Here is a 16,150-nt window from a genome sequence, read left to right on the forward strand (position 1 = left end):
GACGATGTAGTCGGCGTTGTCCTTCAGACGGGTGACGAAGTACACCCCCTGCCGGCTCAGGTCGGCAAACCAGGTATAGTCGTTGTAGCCGCGATCCATCACCAGCAGCGTTCCCGGCTCGTACTGCAACTGCCGCGCCACTCGCACCTACTGGAGGCCGATCAGGGCTGCGAACGAGAATCTGGCGCTCCGTGCCGATTGCTTAAGTGCATGCGGGAAAGCAAAGAGTGTGGTCCGCCATAGAGGAATTCAAGGGCGATGTTTCCGCCCACATACCCCAGCACGCTGTAGTTGCCCATTCGAAAACCATCCTTGGCGCCGTAGCGGTCGGGATACCACCCATAAACGGCAGTCATGGTGCCGGCATACGGAGCGACCAGAGCAGGGACAGAAAAGACACGATGGCCATCGTCGCCGCGGCGTGATGTGAAGGTCGAAATCACGGCATGTTTCATCCGCGGAAAGAAGCCTTTGCACTCACAGCGGTAATACAACGTGTCTTCGATGCCGGAGGGCGAGAGGCGGTTGATTGCGGCCGAGCAAACATCAGTCCACAGTCGCTCACGGATGTTTTCACTCTGGGCGTCCGAGCCGCTCTTCAAAACGTCATCGAAAACTACGGCATCGAAGCCACGGCCCGACAAATTGGAGTGAATGCCGCGCCCTGTGTAGCTCAGATCCAGTGACCGCGTGCCGCGAATCTTGAACTCGTTCGTGCGGTCTATCTCCATCTCGTATTTGTCGGCCAACAACCGACGTGTGCCGGAGACGAATTTGCCGGCCAGCCCGTCCTCCGAGCAGACCAAGCCGAACGTCGCATCGGGATGCGACTCCAGCCACCATGCAGGCGCAAACACGTTGACCTGCTCCGACTTGCCACTCCGAGGCATCGACTCGATGATGAGGTTCTGTCTAGATTCGTAGGCCTGCTGCAACGCGCGGCAGACTTGCCGGCTGTGCCACTCCGTGATGTACGTTTTCGGGCGGTGCTGTTCGAAATAGTCGATGAGGTTCATCGTAGGCAAACTCCAGCTTCCGCGAATTTTTGTTGAGGTCCGGTTTGAGGTCCGATACAGGTCCGATTGAAACGGACCTTCGAGCGGAGTGGAGTGGGATAAGTCGTTGAAATGTGGTGGCCAGGGACGGAATCGAACCGCCGACGCCAGCCTTTTCAGGGCTGCGCTCTACCATCTGAGCTACCTGGCCACGCTCGTATCCGGAGTTCACAGGAGAGGCGGCGCTCAGGCCGCGACAGGTTAGCGTCCGGAACTCTCATTGTAACAATCGTGCCCGAATCCCTCAAATCCGACCCAACAACAAGAACCGCAAACGGCGCCACGACGCTGCCGCGCGCCATCTGCGGTTCGCATACGAATCCAGATTTATTGCGCCGCCGCGCCGGCGTGCCCCTTCAGCCACGATGCGAGGTTCGGACCCTGTGTGTTGCGGATGCGCACGCACGTGTCCAGCCGTTCCAGTCCCTGCCGCAGCGCCCGTGGCCCGCCCGGATCGGGATGTTGCGCGAACCATTGCTGCACGTCCTGCTTGGCTTGCTCGCTGCAGAACACGCCTGCCAGACCGCCGAATCCGAACCCCAGCGAGGCGCCAACCTTTTTCTGAATCTCCGGCCAGTGCGTTTTGTAGTAGGTCCACGCCAGATCGCGTGTCTCCGGATTTTCGAACAGTCCGAAGAATCCGCGGAACATGTCCTGCGCCTTGGTCTCCGGCGACATCATCATGTCCAGCGTCCGTTGCGCCAGCTCCGGTTGCGGAAAACGCGCGAGCGCTTCCATATACGTGTACAACTCCTGCGGCGTCTTGGCCTGCGACATGCGTTGCGCGTACTCCTCATAGAGCTTCGCGTCGCCGTTCAGTGCGGCCAATTCCACCGCCAGTCCCCCCAGGTTGGGATCCACCGAAGCCGGGTTCTTCATATACTGCTGCGCCGTCTCTGATATTTGGCGCAGGACCTCCGGGTCGCGGCCGTTGTCGCCGAGCGCGCGGACGATGGTGGCGCGCATGCTCTTGACGTCGTCGCTGTCGCCCAGATTCGCCTTCCAGCCAATCTCATTGAGCATCGGCCGGAACTGATTGCGGACCCACGCGCGGAAAGCGTTTTGGTCGGCGGACTCCACCAGGTTGTCAGACATGAACGCCACGCGCTCCGCGATCTGTTGCACCACTTGTCGCGTGTGGTCGTTGCGCATGCCCTGCGCAAGACTCAGGTATTGTGCGATCGGATGCTGCCCGGCGCGTGCCAGCGCCCACTCGTCATTGAGCAACGACACTCGCTCCTGCGGCGTCAATGCCTGCTCGGCAACGTCGGCCAGCTTTGCCGTCAATGCCGGGCTGTACGCCGACCAGTAATATCCGCGGCCGCCGGCATTCACGAATGCCCAAGGCGAGCACCCATTCACTTTGAACGCCTGCTGCTTCTGGGTCATCAACTCGCAGCGCGGCGCCTGCGCGCCCGCCGTCTTGATGCATACCGGAATCTGCCACAACTCGGGACTCCCGGCTTTCAGCAGTTCCGGATCGTTGAAGAACCGCGCCTGCGAGAGTTCGACCGTAGTCTGGTTCCCGGTGCATTGCGCCTGCACGCTCACCATGGGCGCGCCCGCCTGCTCCACCCACGTCGGCATCACCTTGTCCACCGGCTTGCCGGAAGCCTTCGCCATCGCATTCCAAAAATCGGCGGCGCTGGTGTTACCGTAAGCATGCTTCTCAAGATAGGAATTCACGCCTCTGCGAAACGGTTCCTCGCCCAGCCAGCTTTCCAGCATGCGCAGCACCGCCGCGGTTTTTCCGTACGCGATGCCGTCGAACAGCGTCCCGATCTGCGCCGGCGTATTGGACTCGCTGCCGCTCACGTGAATCGGGCGCGTGGATTTCAGCGCGTCCACCGCTAGCGGCCCCTGTGCCGGCCAGATATTCCATTCCGGCTTCCACGCCGCCAGCGGCTTGTTCGTCATCCACGTCGCAAAGCCTTCGTTGAGCCAGATGTCGTCCCACCATTGCATGGTCACCAGGTCGCCGAACCACATGTGCGCGATCTCGTGCGCGGTTACCGCGGCAACGCCTTTGCGGTCATTCACGCTGGCGCTCCGCTCATCCAGCAGCAGCGCCTCCTCGCGATACGTAATGTCGCCGGTGTTTTCCATCGCGCCCGCGCCGAAGTCGGGCAGCGCCACCAGATCGAGCTTTTGGAACGGATACTTGATCCCGTAGTACTGGTCGTAGAACTTCAGGATGTGCTCCGCCGATTCGAGCGCGAACTTGCCCAACTCCTTCTTGTCCGGCGTGGCGCAGACGCGAATCGGGACCCCGTCGGCGCCGCCTTCCAGGCACTGGAAGTCGCCCACTTCCAGCGCCACCAGGTAGGTGGACATCTTCGGAGTGGTGGCGAATTTCAGCGTGTGCTTGCCCTCGCCCGGACCCGGCGTATCGGCAACAATTTTGCTGTTGGAAATCGCCGTGTCGCCCTTGTCCACCACGACGCTGAGATCGAAAGTCGCCTTCATCGCCGGCTCGTCAAAGCACGGAAACGCCCGCCGCGCATCCGTGGCTTCAAACTGCGTGACGGCGTAATTGCGCCGCTTGGTCTTGCTCAGGTAAAAGCCTCTGAGCTGATCGTTCAGCGTGCCGGCGAACTTGATACGAATCGTCGCCGCACCGGCCGGCACCGCGTTGCTCAGCGCCAGTGTCGCCATCTCCGACTTTTCATCGGCGGTCACCTTCGCCGTCTGCGTCGCCGAGCCCGAGGTGACAGTCACGTCTCCGAACTTGATCTCGGCCGCATTCAGCACGATGTTCGACGTCGGCTTCAGCACTCGGACCTCGATCGTCTCCTCGCCCTCGAACGTCGCGCCCTTCAGGTCCGGCGCCAGCGTGATCTGGTAATGGCTCGGAACCACGTCGCCGGGCAGTCTTTGTGCGTTTCCCACGCCCACGATAAACAGCAACACTGCAACCACACTCAGCAACCGCTTCATTTCGCCTCCGGGAAAGATCCACCTCAAAAGAGTGCTGTAAACAGGAATAGACGGCCCCGCTGCGCGGGCGTTAGCTGCGCATGATTGTTGATACGATGTACCCCGGTTAAAGTTCCCCGATGTGGCCCTGCATCACCGTCATCCCACACAAGTTCGACCCGAACCAGTACGCGATCTCGCGATAATCCCGGACTCCGAACACCGCCAGGTCCGCATCTTTACCGGCCTCCACGCTTCCCTTGCGGTCCGCCAGGCGGAGCGCGTGCGCGCCGTTGATGGTCGCCGCCGCGATCGCCTCGGCTGGTGTCATCTTCATCTGCGTGCACGCCAGCGAGAGCACGAATTGCATGTTGCTCGTCGGCGAACTGCCGGGGTTGTAATCCGTCGCCACCGCCACCGGCACGCCCGCATCAATCAGCTTTCGCGCCGGCGGGTAGCCGTCCACGCCGAGGAAATAATTCGCGCCCGGCACCAGCGTCGCCACCGTATCGCGCTTTGCCAGTTCCTTGATGTCGCTGTCCGACACATGATCCATGTGGTCGAGCGATGCCGGTTCAACCGTATTCACCAGCGACGGCAGAAACCCCTCGGCGGGTGCTGACAACTGGCCGACGTGCGCGCGCGTGTCCAGCCCGTTCTCCAGCGCCGCTTTGAAAATCAAGGCAGCTTCCGTTTCCGTGAATGCGCCGCGCTCGATAAATACGTCCACGAAACGCGCCAGCTGTCGCCGCGCCGCCTGCGGGATCATCTCTTCGCAAACCGCGCGCACATATTCCTCGCGGCGGTCGAGATACTCACGCGGGACCACGTGCGCTCCCAGCAGCGTCGGCGCCACCGTCCCCGGCCATTGCCGCGCCGCCTCGCGGATCGCTTCCAGCGACTTCATTTCCGCCGCGAAGCTCAGCCCGTACCCTGACTTCGCTTCCACCGTGGTGGTGCCCTGCGCTGCCATCTCCTTCAGCGCCGACAGGATCTTCTCCGCCAGCGCCGCCCGGCCCGATTTCCGGACGCCCTCCGCGCTGGAACGAATCCCGCCGCCCGCCTCGGCGATCTGCTCATAGGTCGCGCCGCCGATGCGTTTTTCGAAATCCACCAGCCGCGGCGCCGCGAATGCCGGATGAGTGTGCGAATCCACGAACCCCGGCAGCACCACGCCCCCGCGGCAATCAATCTCTTCAATCTTTTTCTTGTGGGATTTCAGCCAGGAATCGCGTTGCGCATCGCGCCGCTTGCCGACCGAAACAATTTTCCCGCCGTGGCAGAGCACCGCGGCGTCTTCCAGCAATCCAACTTCGCCCAGCTCGCGCCCGCGCCGCGGTCCCGGCGGCCCTTGCATTGTGAGGAGCTGGCCGATGTTGGTCAGCAGCAGCGCGGGCATCTATTCCATCGCCTTCGTGAACATGAAATCGTGATGCCACTCCGCCTTGGTGCCCTGCAGCCGCAGCGCCGTCGCCAGTTGCGCCCAGTGACGCATCCCGTGCAGGAACGCGTGCACGAAGCACTTGCGTTTGCTCGCCGAGAACTCTCCGATGGACAGCGTCTTGAAACTGATCACCTTGTTCCAATCCGCTTCCGTCGCGCGCGCCATGAACTCGCGAAACTTCTTCCGCGCCTCCGCCCCGATGCCGAAGATCTCGTCCACCGATCCCTTCGGCAAAACGTCGTAAGGAGTTTCCGCGCCTTCCCGCAGCCGCTCCGCATAGCGCAATTCGACCGCGAAGATGTGGAACAGCACGCCGCGAACGTCGTGCATCATTGCCAGCTCCATCTTCGCGTCCAGCGCCTCCGGATGCGCGCGAAACCACTCGTGCCACTGCCCGGTTTCCTGCTCATCGTGGTTCAGAAGCTCGGCGTAGGTGAGCGCCGCCGCTCCCGTTGCCGTACCAACCTGTGCCGTCATAAGCCCTACTTCCCTTCTCCGCGCATGGGAATTCTGACGTCCTTGCGCTTTGCGAAATCAATCGCCTCTTGGTATCCGGCATCCACGTGCCGCGCCACGCCGATCCCCGGATCGTTGGTCAGCACGCGCTCGATCCGCTTCGCCATCGCATCGGTTCCATCGGCGACCGTCACCTGGCCCGCGTGCTGCGAATAGCCGATGCCCACGCCGCCGCCGTTGTGAATCGAGACCCAACTCGCGCCGCTCGCCGTGTTCAGCATCGCATTCAGCAGCGGCCAATCGGCGACCGCATCCGTGCCGTCCTTCATCCCCTCGGTCTCGCGGAACGGCGAGGCCACCGACCCGGTGTCCAGGTGATCGCGCCCGATCACGATCGGCGCCTTGATCTTGCCTTTCTTCACCAGTTCGTTCATCGCCAGCCCGAACTGCGCCCGCTCGCCGTATCCCAGCCAGCAGATCCGCGCCGGCAGCCCCTGAAACTTGATGCGCTTCCGCGCCAGGTTGATCCAGCGCGACAAGATCCGGTTGTCGGGAAAAAGTTCCAGTACCAGGTCGTCGGTCACGTGAATGTCGCTGGCTTCTCCGCTCAGCGCCACCCAGCGGAACGGCCCCCGACCTTCGCAGAACAGCGGGCGGATGTACGCCGGCACGAACCCCGGAAAGTCGTACGCGTTCTTCACCCCGCGCTCGAACGCCATGGTGCGAATGTTGTTGCCGTAGTCAAACGTCACCGCGCCCATCTTCTGCAGCGCCAGCATTCCCTGGACGTGCCGCGCGATCGAATCGAGACTTCGCTCCTGGTAGCTCTCGGGATCGCGCGCGCGCAACTCCGCCGCCTGCTCCACGGTCAGCCCTTGCGGGATGTATCCATTCAGCGGATCGTGCGCGCTCGTCTGGTCGGTCAGGATGTCGGGCACCACGCCGCGCGCCGCCAACTCAGGAATGACGTCAGCGCAATTTCCCACCAGGCCGACCGACACATTCTCCTTCTTGCGCACCGCGTTCTTCAGGATGCGCAGCGCCTCATCCAGCGACGTGACCATGAAATCGCAATACCCGGTCTTCAGCCGCTTCTTGATCCGCTCCGGATCGACCTCGACGCCGAGAAACGCCGCGCCCGTCATGGTGGCCGCCAGCGGCTGCGCTCCGCCCATGCCACCCATGCCGCCCGAGACAATCAGCTTCCCTTCCAGCTCGCCGCCGAGACTCTTCTCGCCCGCCGCCGAGAACGTCTCGAACGTGCCCTGGATAATGCCCTGCGAGCCGATATAAATCCACGATCCCGCCGTCATCTGGCCGTACATCATCAACCCGGCGCGTTCCAGTTCGCGGAATCTTTCCCAGTTCGACCAATGCCCCACCAGGTTAGAATTCGCGATCAGCACCCGTGGCGCGTACTCGTGCGTCCGGAAAATCCCCACCGGCTTGCCCGACTGCACCAGCAGCGTCTCGTCGTTGTCCAGCGACTTCAGCGCCCTGACGATGGCGTGAAAACACTCCCAACTGCGCGCCGCACGCCCTGTGCCGCCATAGACCACCAAGTCGCACGGACGCTCGCCAACCTCTTCATCGAGGTTGTTCATCAGCATGCGCATGGCGGCTTCCTGCTGCCATCCCTTGCAGGTAATCTGCGTACCGCGCGGCGCCTTCACCGGAACATATGTGCTCTGCGTGATTTCCGTCTCCACCGGCATAATGGCAAGAATGGTAGTCCTGCGTGGCTTCAGGGTTCAACTGGGATGGGTCCAGTGGCGTAAGGACGCACGTGTCATTTAGCAATTGGCGATTTAGTGATTTCGTGTCCCGCAGCAACACTCTTCCGATCACTAAATCACAAATTGCTAATTCACCAAATGGAAGTTTGAACTCGAAAACCAGCGCATCACCAGGTGGAATACGCCGTCCCGTCCGAGGCCATCAGGTTCGACCCGCTGTGCACATCCGTAATGCCGGGCTGGCTCTGGTCAACGCTGATCAGCACGTCTTCCTGCGCGATCTGCCAGGTTTCGCGCGAATTGGTGAAAGGATCTTTCGGGATCTCGCGCAGGTAGCCTTCCTGCACCAGGTCTTGGAGAGCCTGCGGCGCTTTTGCCTTGTCCATGGTGTACGAATCAATCGCGGAGCGCATGGCAAACAGGTCCTGCCGAAGCACCGCTTCCCTGGCCGCTAGGATGGACCGGGTGTATACCGGCACGGCGATCGACACCAGGATCAGAATGATGCTGATCACCACCATCATCTCGATGATGGTGAATCCCCGCGATTTCTTGCGTAGCACCAATATTTCTTACCAGTCCCTCAGATCGCCTGATCGCGCTATGCCTACCAATCCGAGTACTTCGTCGAATCCAGTCCCGTCCCGGTAGACTGGCTGAACACGTCAAAGACGTTGTCGCCGCACCAGGACTGCGAATCCGGATCGTCCTTCATGCAACGCTTGCCCCAATCGTCCTTGCCGGTCATGGGATCGATGGGAATCCTGCGCAGAAAACGCACTTTCTTGCCGCCGACATCCACTCCTTTGACCAGCGTATCCAGGTCCGGCGGATACCCTTCGGTTCCCAGCTTCACCTGGAACGCGCCGCGGTCGGCCGCATCCTTATAGCGATCTATCGCGTCGCGCATCTCCCACAGCGCCCGCCGCAGATCGCGTTCCTTTTCGCGCCGGATTCGCACCCGCGCAATCGGGATCGCCGCCCCCGTCAGGATCGCCAGGATGGTGATGGCGACAATCAACTCAACCAGCGTCAGCCCGCTTTGCCGACACCACCGCCGCGCTCGCTGTTTCACGTTATTCTCAGAAATGTGCAAAAGGCACAACTCACCGGGAAAAATTGCTTTCCCTATTCTAACCGAGCACACCTGACTGCGAGAATAATAGCTTCCGGTGGCGTCTTCAGGCTGAAGCCTTGGGCTACTTCACCGTTACCATTGCCTGCCCTAAGGATACCTGCACCGGTTGCATGGCGGGATCGCGCGCCGCTGCCCGAGTAATGATCAACGATGACTGTCCCGGCGCCTTCGCCATGAAGGTCAGCGTGAACACGGTCCCCTGTCCGGAAACACCCCCGGATCCCGGCGGCCGCGTCGCCGAGATCTGCTCCAGCCCGGGGGCATCCTCGCGATGCACAATCACCACCGGCTGCCCGTCGCGGGATAAGAATGTTCCATTGGAAACGTTGAGCAACTGCAGAGATTTCGGATCGTAGCTGACCTGCACCGGCACGGAATAGACATTGTTGGCGCCGTTGACCGTGACATTCACCGCAAACGTGGAGCCCACCGGCTGTGACACCTGCGGCGGATCGAAGCTCAGGATGGCCGCGCCCGTCGTGCCCGGGGCCGGCGGCGGCGCAGCCTGGGTCGCGGGCACAGTTTGCGACGGCGTCGGAGCGCTTGGCGCCGGCCGCGAAGCCGCTGCTGCTCCGCCAGTCCCTCCCGCAGTTGGCGCCGGAGACGGCGACGGCCCGCGCCGCAGTTCGATGGCATTCGCCGTGCCCACATCAATCGGCTTCAGGTTTTCATCGTTGACGTCCTGCGCGCGGACGATGTGCGGCACCAGCACGAACACGATCTCATTGGTCCGCCGCTCATCGTTCTGCGCGGAGAAAAAGTATTTCAAGATGGGCACCTGCGACAGCCAGGGGTAGCCGCTGGAGCTCTTTAGCACATCTTCTTCCATCATGCCGCCCATCAGGCTGACCTCGCCCTCCTTCAGCCGGATTGTGTGCTCGACTCGCCGCTGCCCGATCACCGGCTGGTCAATGCCGCCGATGTTCACGTGCGAGCTCACCGACGAAACTTCCATCGTGATCTTGAGCGTGACTTCGCGCGACGCATGCACCGTCGGCTGCACGTCGATATTCACACCCACGTCGATGTACTGGAACTGCGTGTTGACCAGCGGGTTGATGCCAACGCCGCCGATGCCCGGCTGGAACGATCCCGTCGCCACCGGTACGCGGTCGCCGATCTTCAGCGTAGCCTTCTGCCCGTCCAGCGCCCGAATTTGCGGATTCTGAATGATCTTCGTATCGCTGTCGGTCATCAGAAAATTGACCGTCGCCCCCGGAATCGTCACTAGAAAATCGTTCGACGTCAGGTTGGCCAGCTTGTTCAACGTCACCTGGCCCGTGGTGCCGGTGGTGGGCGTGGTCGTTGTACCCGTCCCGCTGGTGGTCGGCGTCAAATTGCCCTGGAGTTGGACCGTGCCCGTGGTCGGCGGCGAGATACCCAGGTTTTTCAGCTTGTCGCGGCTCACCTGCATCACCGCGATGTCCACCAACACCTCGGGCCGCGCCTTGTCCAGGTCATTGACGAGTTTTTCCGCCAGCGCCACCTGGTCGGGGGTTCCGCGGATCACGATCGCATTCTGCGAGGGCAGCGAAATCACGCGCGTAATTTCCACCACCGTGCGCAGCGTGTTGACCACGTCCTGCATTTCCGTGGTCTGCGCCAGGTTCGACAGGTAAAACGTCTTGACGACGTTTTGCTCGATCTCGGTCCGCTTGGCCTTGGTATCGACCGCCACGAAGATCGTGTTCGGCGTCACCGCGCGCCAGAACGTCTTGGACTGCAGCGCCACGATTTCCAGCGCCTGGTTCAGCGAGACGTTGTTCAGGTCAATTGAGATGCGTCGCGACACGTAGTCGGGATCGAACAGCACGTTGATTCCGGCCAGCTTTCCGATCGCCGTGTACACGTTCTTGGTGTCCTCGGTCATGCGCATGGTGATCGGGACATTGGAGATCGGCTTGAGCTCGGCCGGGCCCTGAGCCTCGAGAGCAATTCGCCCCAGGCCGGTGACGCGCGACGGCGCGGCGGCCTGCGGTGGCTGCGCCTGCTGTTTTTCGATCATCTGCCGCGTGCGCCGGATTTCTTGCTGGACAATGTCCAGCGACGGGTCAATCTGGGCCGCTCGCATGAACTCCGCCAGCGCCGCGGGCAGGTCGCCGTTGTCACGCAGTTGCTGGCCGCGGTGCACATGCGCCGCCGCCGCCTCAAACTTCGAGCGCTCATACGAGGCGCGATACCGCAAGTCTTTGGGCTTCAGGTCGTACGCTTGTTTGTAGAACTCGTAGGCCTGCTCCCAGTTTTGCCGCGCCTCAGCGTCATGGCCCTTGTTGTACAGGCTTTTGGCTTTATCGGCGGCGGCAGGAAGCGCGAAAACCAGCACCATGAGCAGCGCAATAAGTATGCGCCGGGCTCCTGCGCCGCCCTTCCATGTCTGCACAAGGCACTGTCGCTGAAGCAGATACATGAGATTGCGAATTATAACATCCGCCCTCTATCGCACTGTGGTTGATCCGGCTGGCCCTCCGGTGCAAACGCCGTGCTAGCATAAAAGTTTCGTAGCGGAGGTCACCACTCGCTATGGCGCGGCAGGCGGCACATCAGACCCGACCCAATCCGGAAAAAAATCCGCGCCGCGAACCCGTTGCCGCCGGCCAGCGCGACGCCACCGTCAACCGCGCCGCCCCCCATAACTACTTCCTTACGGATAAGTTCGAGGCCGGCATCGTGCTCACCGGGACCGAGGTCAAGTCCATCCGCGGCGGACGGGCCAACCTGAAGGACTCCTATGGCCTGGTGAAGGACGGCGAGCTTTGGTTGTTGAATGCTCACATCGGCCATTACGAACACGGTAACATCTTCAATCACGAGCCCTTGCGCACCCGTAAATTGCTGGTCCATGCCTCGGAGTTGCGCAAGCTGATCGGGAAAACCCAGCAAAAGGGCATGACCCTGATCCCCACGCGCATGTATTTCAAAAACGGCCGCGTCAAGGTGGAATTGGCGCTCGCCAAGGGCAAACAACTCTGGGACAAGCGCGAAACCGAGCGCCGCCGCACTGCCGACCGCGAAGCGCGCGAAGCGATCGTGCGCTCGCGAAAAGCGTAGCCGCGGATGAACACTGACCTTTTTCTTTACCACGGATGCACGGAGCCACGGAGACTTTCCCGGCAATGCATTCTCCGTGACTCAGCGTCTCCGTGGCGAGTTTTCCAAGGAAAGCAAAAGCATGAATACCAAGCTCTCTTTCTCTGCTCCCGCGCAGCTCGAAACCGAGTGCCTCGTCCTCCCCGTGCTCGACCACGGCGAGAAGGACAAGCCCGATGCGCGCGTCACTTCGAATGATAATGCGCTGCAGGACGCTGCCGCCGAGCTGATCTCCAGCGGTGAGGTCACCGGCAAAATCTTTGAAACCGTCCTGCTCCACCGCCCGCAGGGCATGAGAGCCAAGCGCCTGCTGCTGGTCGGCGGCGGCAAAGCGAAAACTTTCTCCGCCTACGAACTGCGCAAGCTGGCCGGCGCCGCCGTGCGTTTTCTCAAGCCGAAGTCGATCCGCAGCTTCGCCTTCGTTCTGCCGGAGCTGCGGGGGGCCCACCCTTCCGCCGAGCGAAGCGAAGGCGAAGGGTGGGATCAGGTCGACGCCGTGAAGTCCGTCGTCGAAGGCGCGCACGTCGGCAATTTCGATCCCGACAAGTACCGCAGCGACCGCAAAGACCAGCGCATTGACGAGGCCACGATCGTCGCAACCGGCCAGGAGGACGCCGCCCTGCGCGCCGCCGTCGAGCAGGGGCGCATCATCGGCGAGTCGCAGAACTTCACCCGCGAACTGGTCAACGAGCCCAGCAACCGCATGACGCCCACCATGATGGCCGACAGCGCGCGCCGCATGGTCGAATCGCTCAGTGTCCCCGAGCTCAGGATCGAAACCCACGGGGCGGACAAAATCAAAGAATTGAGGATGGGCGCCTTCTGGAGTGTCGCCCAGGGCTCGGACGAGCCGCCGGTATTGATCGTAATACGATATGAACCGCACGACGCGCCGCCCACGCCGGTCATCGGGCTGGTCGGCAAGGGCATTACCTTCGACACCGGAGGCATCTCCATCAAGCCGGCCGACGGCATGGAAAAGATGAAGTACGACATGGCCGGCGGCGCCACCATGCTCGGCGCCATTCGCGCCATCGCCCTGCTCAAGCCCAAAGTGCGCGTCATCGCGGTAGTCTGCGCTACCGAAAACATGCCCTCCGGCAAAGCGCAGAAGCCGGGCGACGTGCAGATCGCCATGTCCGGCAAGTCCATCGAGATCATCAACACCGACGCCGAAGGCCGCCTGGTGCTCGCCGACGGCCTCTACTACGCCCGCCAGCTCGGCGCCACCCACCTCATCGACGCCGCCACTCTCACCGGTGCCTGCGTTGTGGCGCTCGGCTACATCAACGCCGGCGTCTTCACCAACGACGATGCCATGTGGGAGCGCTTCCGCGGCGCGGTGCAGCGCGCCGGCGAAAAAATGTGGCGACTCCCGCTGGACACCGAATACTTGGAGTTCATCCGCAGCAGCATCGCCGACATCAAGAACACCGGCGGGCGCTGGGGCGGCGCCATCACCGCCGCCATGTTCCTCAAGGAATTCGTGGAAGACACGCCGTGGATGCACCTCGACATTGCCGGGACGGCCTGGGAAGAAGAGAATAAGGCTTGGATCGCTAAGGGTCCGTCGGGAATCGCGATGCGCTCGCTGGTCGAGTTCGTGCGCGACATCGCCCGCAGCGGCCCGCCCTCGAGCGCGACCAGCGGCGCTTCGATATCCTAGCCCGCGACCGACGCAGCCGAAAGCGCGGAACTGTGATGACCATTCGCAATGCCACATGCTCGCAGGTTTGCTCCCCGCTTGCCTGCGTGGGATACTCGCGCGCATGACCCTCGAAGAGTGTCGCCGCTTTTATGCCGACGAAGTCCGCTTTGCCGCGAATCTGGCCACGCCCGGCTTGGCGGAAGCATTTGCCCGCGTGCCGCGCGAAAAGTTTCTTGGTCCGGGCCCCTGGGAAATCGCCACCGCCGACCTGCGGGGAATGTCGGCCATGGGCGCGATGCAGATGTCCTACACGCCGATTGACGATCCGCGCCACGTCTATCACAACGTGGTGGTCGCGCTCGACAAGCAGTTGGACATCAATAACGGACAGCCAAGCGCGCTGGGGCGCTGGATTGACGCCCTGGAACTCAAGCCCGGCGATCGTGCCTATCACCTCGGCTGCGGCGTCGGCTACTACACCGCCATCATGGCGGAGGTCGTGGGAGCGGGCGGACGCGTGCTGGGCAGCGAAATGCAAGCCGAACTTGCGGCGCGCGCCCGGGAGAACCTCTCCTCCTACGACCATGTCACGGTGCATGCCGGCGACGGCGCGGCCTTCGACCCGGGTGAGTGCGACGCCATGCTGATCAACGCCGGGGTAACACATCCGCTGCCCCTATGGCTGGACCGCTTGCGTCCCGGTGGGCGTATCGTCGTGCCGCTAACCATGGCCACTACGCCGACGCTGGGAATGGGTGTGATGATCAGGATAGTGCGCCAGTCCGGCGGTCTCTCGGCGGAAACCGTCACCACGCTGGCGATCTATTCCTGCGTCAACGCGCGCGATCCGGAAATGGAGGCGCCGCTCAAGAAGGCGTTCGTCACCGGAGCGCTGATGAAAATGAAGTCGGTGCGCCGCGACGCGCACGAACCGTCTGACACCTGCCTGCTGCACGCACCCGAGGTCTGCATCAGCAGCGCCCATCCCGCGGCGGCGGAAGTGCCGGCCTAGGCGAAGCTCGCATGTGAGATTCGCGATCTCACCTGGCTTTCGGCTCTGCCAGCCCCCAGAACTCGCCGGCCAGGCCGATGCTCGCGAATGCCGCTTGCGCTTCCGGCACAGTTTTCGGACGCCAGCCGGGGCTGAGCCGGTCGCGATACCACTCCTGGGCAAGCCTCCATCCCTGAGACAATGTAAGGGTCCCGCCGCGCGGCCGCTTCCACTGCGCGCACCAGCGCTCCACATGCTGTTCCGACCGGAACAGAAGCATGGTCTTTCAGGTGAAAACGATGTCGTCGTACCAACGGCAGGCGGGAACGGCAATGTGGATCGTGCCCGCCGGCGCACGCAGCTTCCCGTTGCTGATCTCCAGCAACATGCGGTGATTGCAGCATCCGCAGGCGGCATCAATCGTCGCGTCGCGGTCGAGCATGGCGGGAATGCCGAGCGCGTCCCAGATACAGTTGCCCCACCATCGGCGCTTGCCGGCCTGCACCGGAAAGGCGGTGGGCACGGCGGAAAAGGGAGCGGCGCGCCACAGTTCGCCATTGTCCTGAATACAGAATGCGTGGGTTTGGGCGAGGCGTCGCAGTCCGGCGCGGACGGCGCGTGTCGAGGCGCGCATTGCAGCCGCCATCTCGGCAACTGTGGGCGCGCCTCCGCGGTCAATGAAATGCCGATAGATGCAGAGGCGCAGCGCGCAGTCGGAAACGACGGAATGTTGATCGCGAGGCAAGGTGTCTGTCCCGACCTATGTAGATTGCGTGCAGGGGAGGAGAGGTTGCAAATGGCTCACCCACCCTGGGGGTGTACTATGACCCGAGTAGCCCTAGAACAGCATCGCCCCTAAATGAGTCGGAGGTCGCACCATTATGGATCGGGTTTCCGAATCAATGCTGACTGAATTTTCAAACGAGCGTGGAATCGCCCAACTGGCCGAGGACAAGAGATTCGAGCATTTTGTCTCTTTCATAACGGTAGGCCGACATTATAGCGAGACGTTCGATACGGAGGATGTTCTGGTGGGTACCGCGGCTGGCATTGACGGAATCGCTGTCATTATCAACGGAATCTTGATTACCGATGTCGAGAGTCTGGAAGAATTAGATAGTGCGGGCGAGTTTGACGTTACGTTTGTCTTTGTGCAAGCAGATCGCGGGCCAGCTTTTGACGCTGCCAAGATTGGCAATTTCGGTTTTGCAGTAACCGATTTTTTCAAAGAACAGCCCACCTTACCGAGAAACGAAGAAGTTTCTGCTGCCGCTGAAATTATGTCGGCAGTGTACAACCGTAGCCCTAAATTCAAGCGTGGTAATCCGGCGTGTCGGCTCTATTTTGCGACAACAGGAACATGGGTTGGCGATCAGCTACTGGAAGGCCGACGAAAAGCCGTCGTCGATGATCTCACTGCCACTAACCTGTTCCGCGAGGTGACTCTTACTCCTCTTGGCGCGGAGGGTATTCGAGAGTGTCCCGCTTTTAGTTGGAGGTTGAAGAGCGGCGCTCGGGATCATGTTACGCGACCTCCTGCTTAGACCATTTTCAAAGATAGTGTAGACTACAGATGGCGATTCTCTGCTCATCGGCATGGCGGGAGCATATTCCAACGATTTGCGACGGAAGTTTTTGCAGGCCTATGAGAAGGGAAAGGGAACGTTACAGGAGCTGGC

At 61.8% G+C, this 16,150-nt stretch carries 15 protein-coding genes and 1 tRNA gene; 4 read left to right on the forward strand and 12 right to left on the reverse strand.

The genetic code is table 11. The annotated features are described in order from the left end of the window. The 10 genes from LAN64_18860 to LAN64_18905 all read right to left on the reverse strand — a co-directional run. Positions 1–99: hypothetical protein (locus tag LAN64_18860; GenBank protein MBZ5569896.1), on the reverse strand; the 99-nt coding region annotated here is incomplete at its 3' end. A gap of 62 nt (positions 100–161) precedes the next feature. Continuing rightward, positions 162–1,016, reverse strand: a complete 855-nt coding sequence (locus LAN64_18865) for a hypothetical protein (protein ID MBZ5569897.1) — start codon at positions 1,014–1,016, stop codon at positions 162–164. Between the two features lie 114 nt (positions 1,017–1,130). Further along, positions 1,131–1,206, reverse strand: a tRNA-Phe gene (locus LAN64_18870). Positions 1,207–1,382: 176 nt separating this feature from the next. Beyond that, positions 1,383–3,992, reverse strand: coding sequence for a M1 family metallopeptidase (locus tag LAN64_18875; protein MBZ5569898.1), 2,610 nt, complete (start codon positions 3,990–3,992; stop codon positions 1,383–1,385). 106 nt (positions 3,993–4,098) lie between these two features. Continuing rightward, on the reverse strand, positions 4,099–5,370 hold the full coding sequence (gene hutI, locus LAN64_18880; GenBank protein MBZ5569899.1) for an imidazolonepropionase: 1,272 nt from the start codon (positions 5,368–5,370) through the stop codon (positions 4,099–4,101). Then, the gene (locus LAN64_18885) at positions 5,371–5,892 is read right to left on the reverse strand and encodes a DinB family protein (protein MBZ5569900.1); all 522 of its coding nucleotides are present in this window, start codon (positions 5,890–5,892) and stop codon (positions 5,371–5,373) included. 5 nt (positions 5,893–5,897) lie between these two features. Continuing rightward, a complete protein-coding gene (hutU, locus tag LAN64_18890; GenBank protein MBZ5569901.1) occupies positions 5,898–7,586 on the reverse strand; it encodes a urocanate hydratase in 1,689 nt (562 codons plus the stop codon). A 188-nt stretch (positions 7,587–7,774) separates the two neighbouring features. Continuing rightward, positions 7,775–8,173, reverse strand: coding sequence for a prepilin-type N-terminal cleavage/methylation domain-containing protein (locus LAN64_18895; GenBank protein MBZ5569902.1), 399 nt, complete (start codon positions 8,171–8,173; stop codon positions 7,775–7,777). 41 nt (positions 8,174–8,214) lie between these two features. Further along, complete coding sequence (locus LAN64_18900; protein ID MBZ5569903.1) at positions 8,215–8,682, reverse strand: type II secretion system GspH family protein; 468 nt, start codon at positions 8,680–8,682, stop codon at positions 8,215–8,217. A 124-nt stretch (positions 8,683–8,806) separates the two neighbouring features. Beyond that, positions 8,807–11,071 (reverse strand): type II and III secretion system protein, encoded by a 2,265-nt coding sequence (locus LAN64_18905; GenBank protein MBZ5569904.1) that lies wholly within the window; start codon positions 11,069–11,071, stop codon positions 8,807–8,809. A 194-nt stretch (positions 11,072–11,265) separates the two neighbouring features. On the opposite strand from LAN64_18905, the gene smpB reads away from it, so the two are divergent. From smpB to LAN64_18920, 3 genes are all read left to right on the forward strand, one after another. Beyond that, entirely contained in the window at positions 11,266–11,793 is a 528-nt protein-coding gene (gene smpB / locus LAN64_18910) for an SsrA-binding protein SmpB (protein ID MBZ5569905.1), read from the forward strand. A 121-nt stretch (positions 11,794–11,914) separates the two neighbouring features. After that, positions 11,915–13,498, forward strand: a complete 1,584-nt coding sequence (locus tag LAN64_18915; GenBank protein MBZ5569906.1) for a leucyl aminopeptidase — start codon at positions 11,915–11,917, stop codon at positions 13,496–13,498. A 103-nt stretch (positions 13,499–13,601) separates the two neighbouring features. Next, positions 13,602–14,492 carry a methyltransferase domain-containing protein gene (locus LAN64_18920; GenBank protein MBZ5569907.1) on the forward strand — a complete coding sequence of 297 codons (891 nt, stop codon included), beginning with the start codon at positions 13,602–13,604 and terminating at the stop codon, positions 14,490–14,492. 28 nt (positions 14,493–14,520) lie between these two features. Here the strand turns inward: LAN64_18920 and LAN64_18925 are convergent, their stop codons facing one another. Both LAN64_18925 and LAN64_18930 read right to left on the reverse strand, forming a co-directional pair. Beyond that, positions 14,521–14,751: an alkylmercury lyase family protein gene (locus LAN64_18925; GenBank protein MBZ5569908.1), complete on the reverse strand. Its 231-nt coding sequence runs from the start codon at positions 14,749–14,751 to the stop codon at positions 14,521–14,523. Between the two features lie 6 nt (positions 14,752–14,757). Further along, entirely contained in the window at positions 14,758–15,216 is a 459-nt protein-coding gene (locus LAN64_18930; protein MBZ5569909.1) for an alkylmercury lyase family protein, read from the reverse strand. A 136-nt stretch (positions 15,217–15,352) separates the two neighbouring features. Between LAN64_18930 and LAN64_18935 the strand changes: the two genes are divergently transcribed. After that, positions 15,353–16,015: a hypothetical protein gene (locus tag LAN64_18935; protein MBZ5569910.1), complete on the forward strand. Its 663-nt coding sequence runs from the start codon at positions 15,353–15,355 to the stop codon at positions 16,013–16,015. The last annotated feature ends 135 nt before the right edge of the window (positions 16,016–16,150 follow it).

The sequence above is a fragment of the Terriglobia bacterium genome (assembly GCA_020073185.1).
GTDB lineage: Bacteria > Acidobacteriota > Terriglobia > Terriglobales > Acidobacteriaceae > JAIQGF01.

What these genes read in the sequence shown, in the direction of transcription:
- LAN64_18875 (MBZ5569898.1), bottom strand. Translation starts at nt 3,992, where the DNA reads ATGAAGCGGTTGCTGAGTGTGGTTGCAGTGTTGCTGTTTATCGTGGGC.
- LAN64_18865 (MBZ5569897.1), bottom strand. Translation starts at nt 1,016, where the DNA reads ATGAACCTCATCGACTATTTCGAACAGCACCGCCCGAAAACGTACATC.
- LAN64_18925 (MBZ5569908.1), bottom strand. Translation starts at nt 14,751, where the DNA reads ATGCTTCTGTTCCGGTCGGAACAGCATGTGGAGCGCTGGTGCGCGCAG.
- hutI (MBZ5569899.1), bottom strand. Translation starts at nt 5,370, where the DNA reads ATGCCCGCGCTGCTGCTGACCAACATCGGCCAGCTCCTCACAATGCAA.
- hutU (MBZ5569901.1), bottom strand. Translation starts at nt 7,586, where the DNA reads ATGCCGGTGGAGACGGAAATCACGCAGAGCACATATGTTCCGGTGAAG.
- LAN64_18885 (MBZ5569900.1), bottom strand. Translation starts at nt 5,892, where the DNA reads ATGACGGCACAGGTTGGTACGGCAACGGGAGCGGCGGCGCTCACCTAC.
- LAN64_18935 (MBZ5569910.1), top strand. Translation starts at nt 15,353, where the DNA reads ATGGATCGGGTTTCCGAATCAATGCTGACTGAATTTTCAAACGAGCGT.
- LAN64_18905 (MBZ5569904.1), bottom strand. Translation starts at nt 11,071, where the DNA reads ATGGTGCTGGTTTTCGCGCTTCCTGCCGCCGCCGATAAAGCCAAAAGC.
- LAN64_18915 (MBZ5569906.1), top strand. Translation starts at nt 11,915, where the DNA reads ATGAATACCAAGCTCTCTTTCTCTGCTCCCGCGCAGCTCGAAACCGAG.
- smpB (MBZ5569905.1), top strand. Translation starts at nt 11,266, where the DNA reads ATGGCGCGGCAGGCGGCACATCAGACCCGACCCAATCCGGAAAAAAAT.
- LAN64_18920 (MBZ5569907.1), top strand. Translation starts at nt 13,602, where the DNA reads ATGACCCTCGAAGAGTGTCGCCGCTTTTATGCCGACGAAGTCCGCTTT.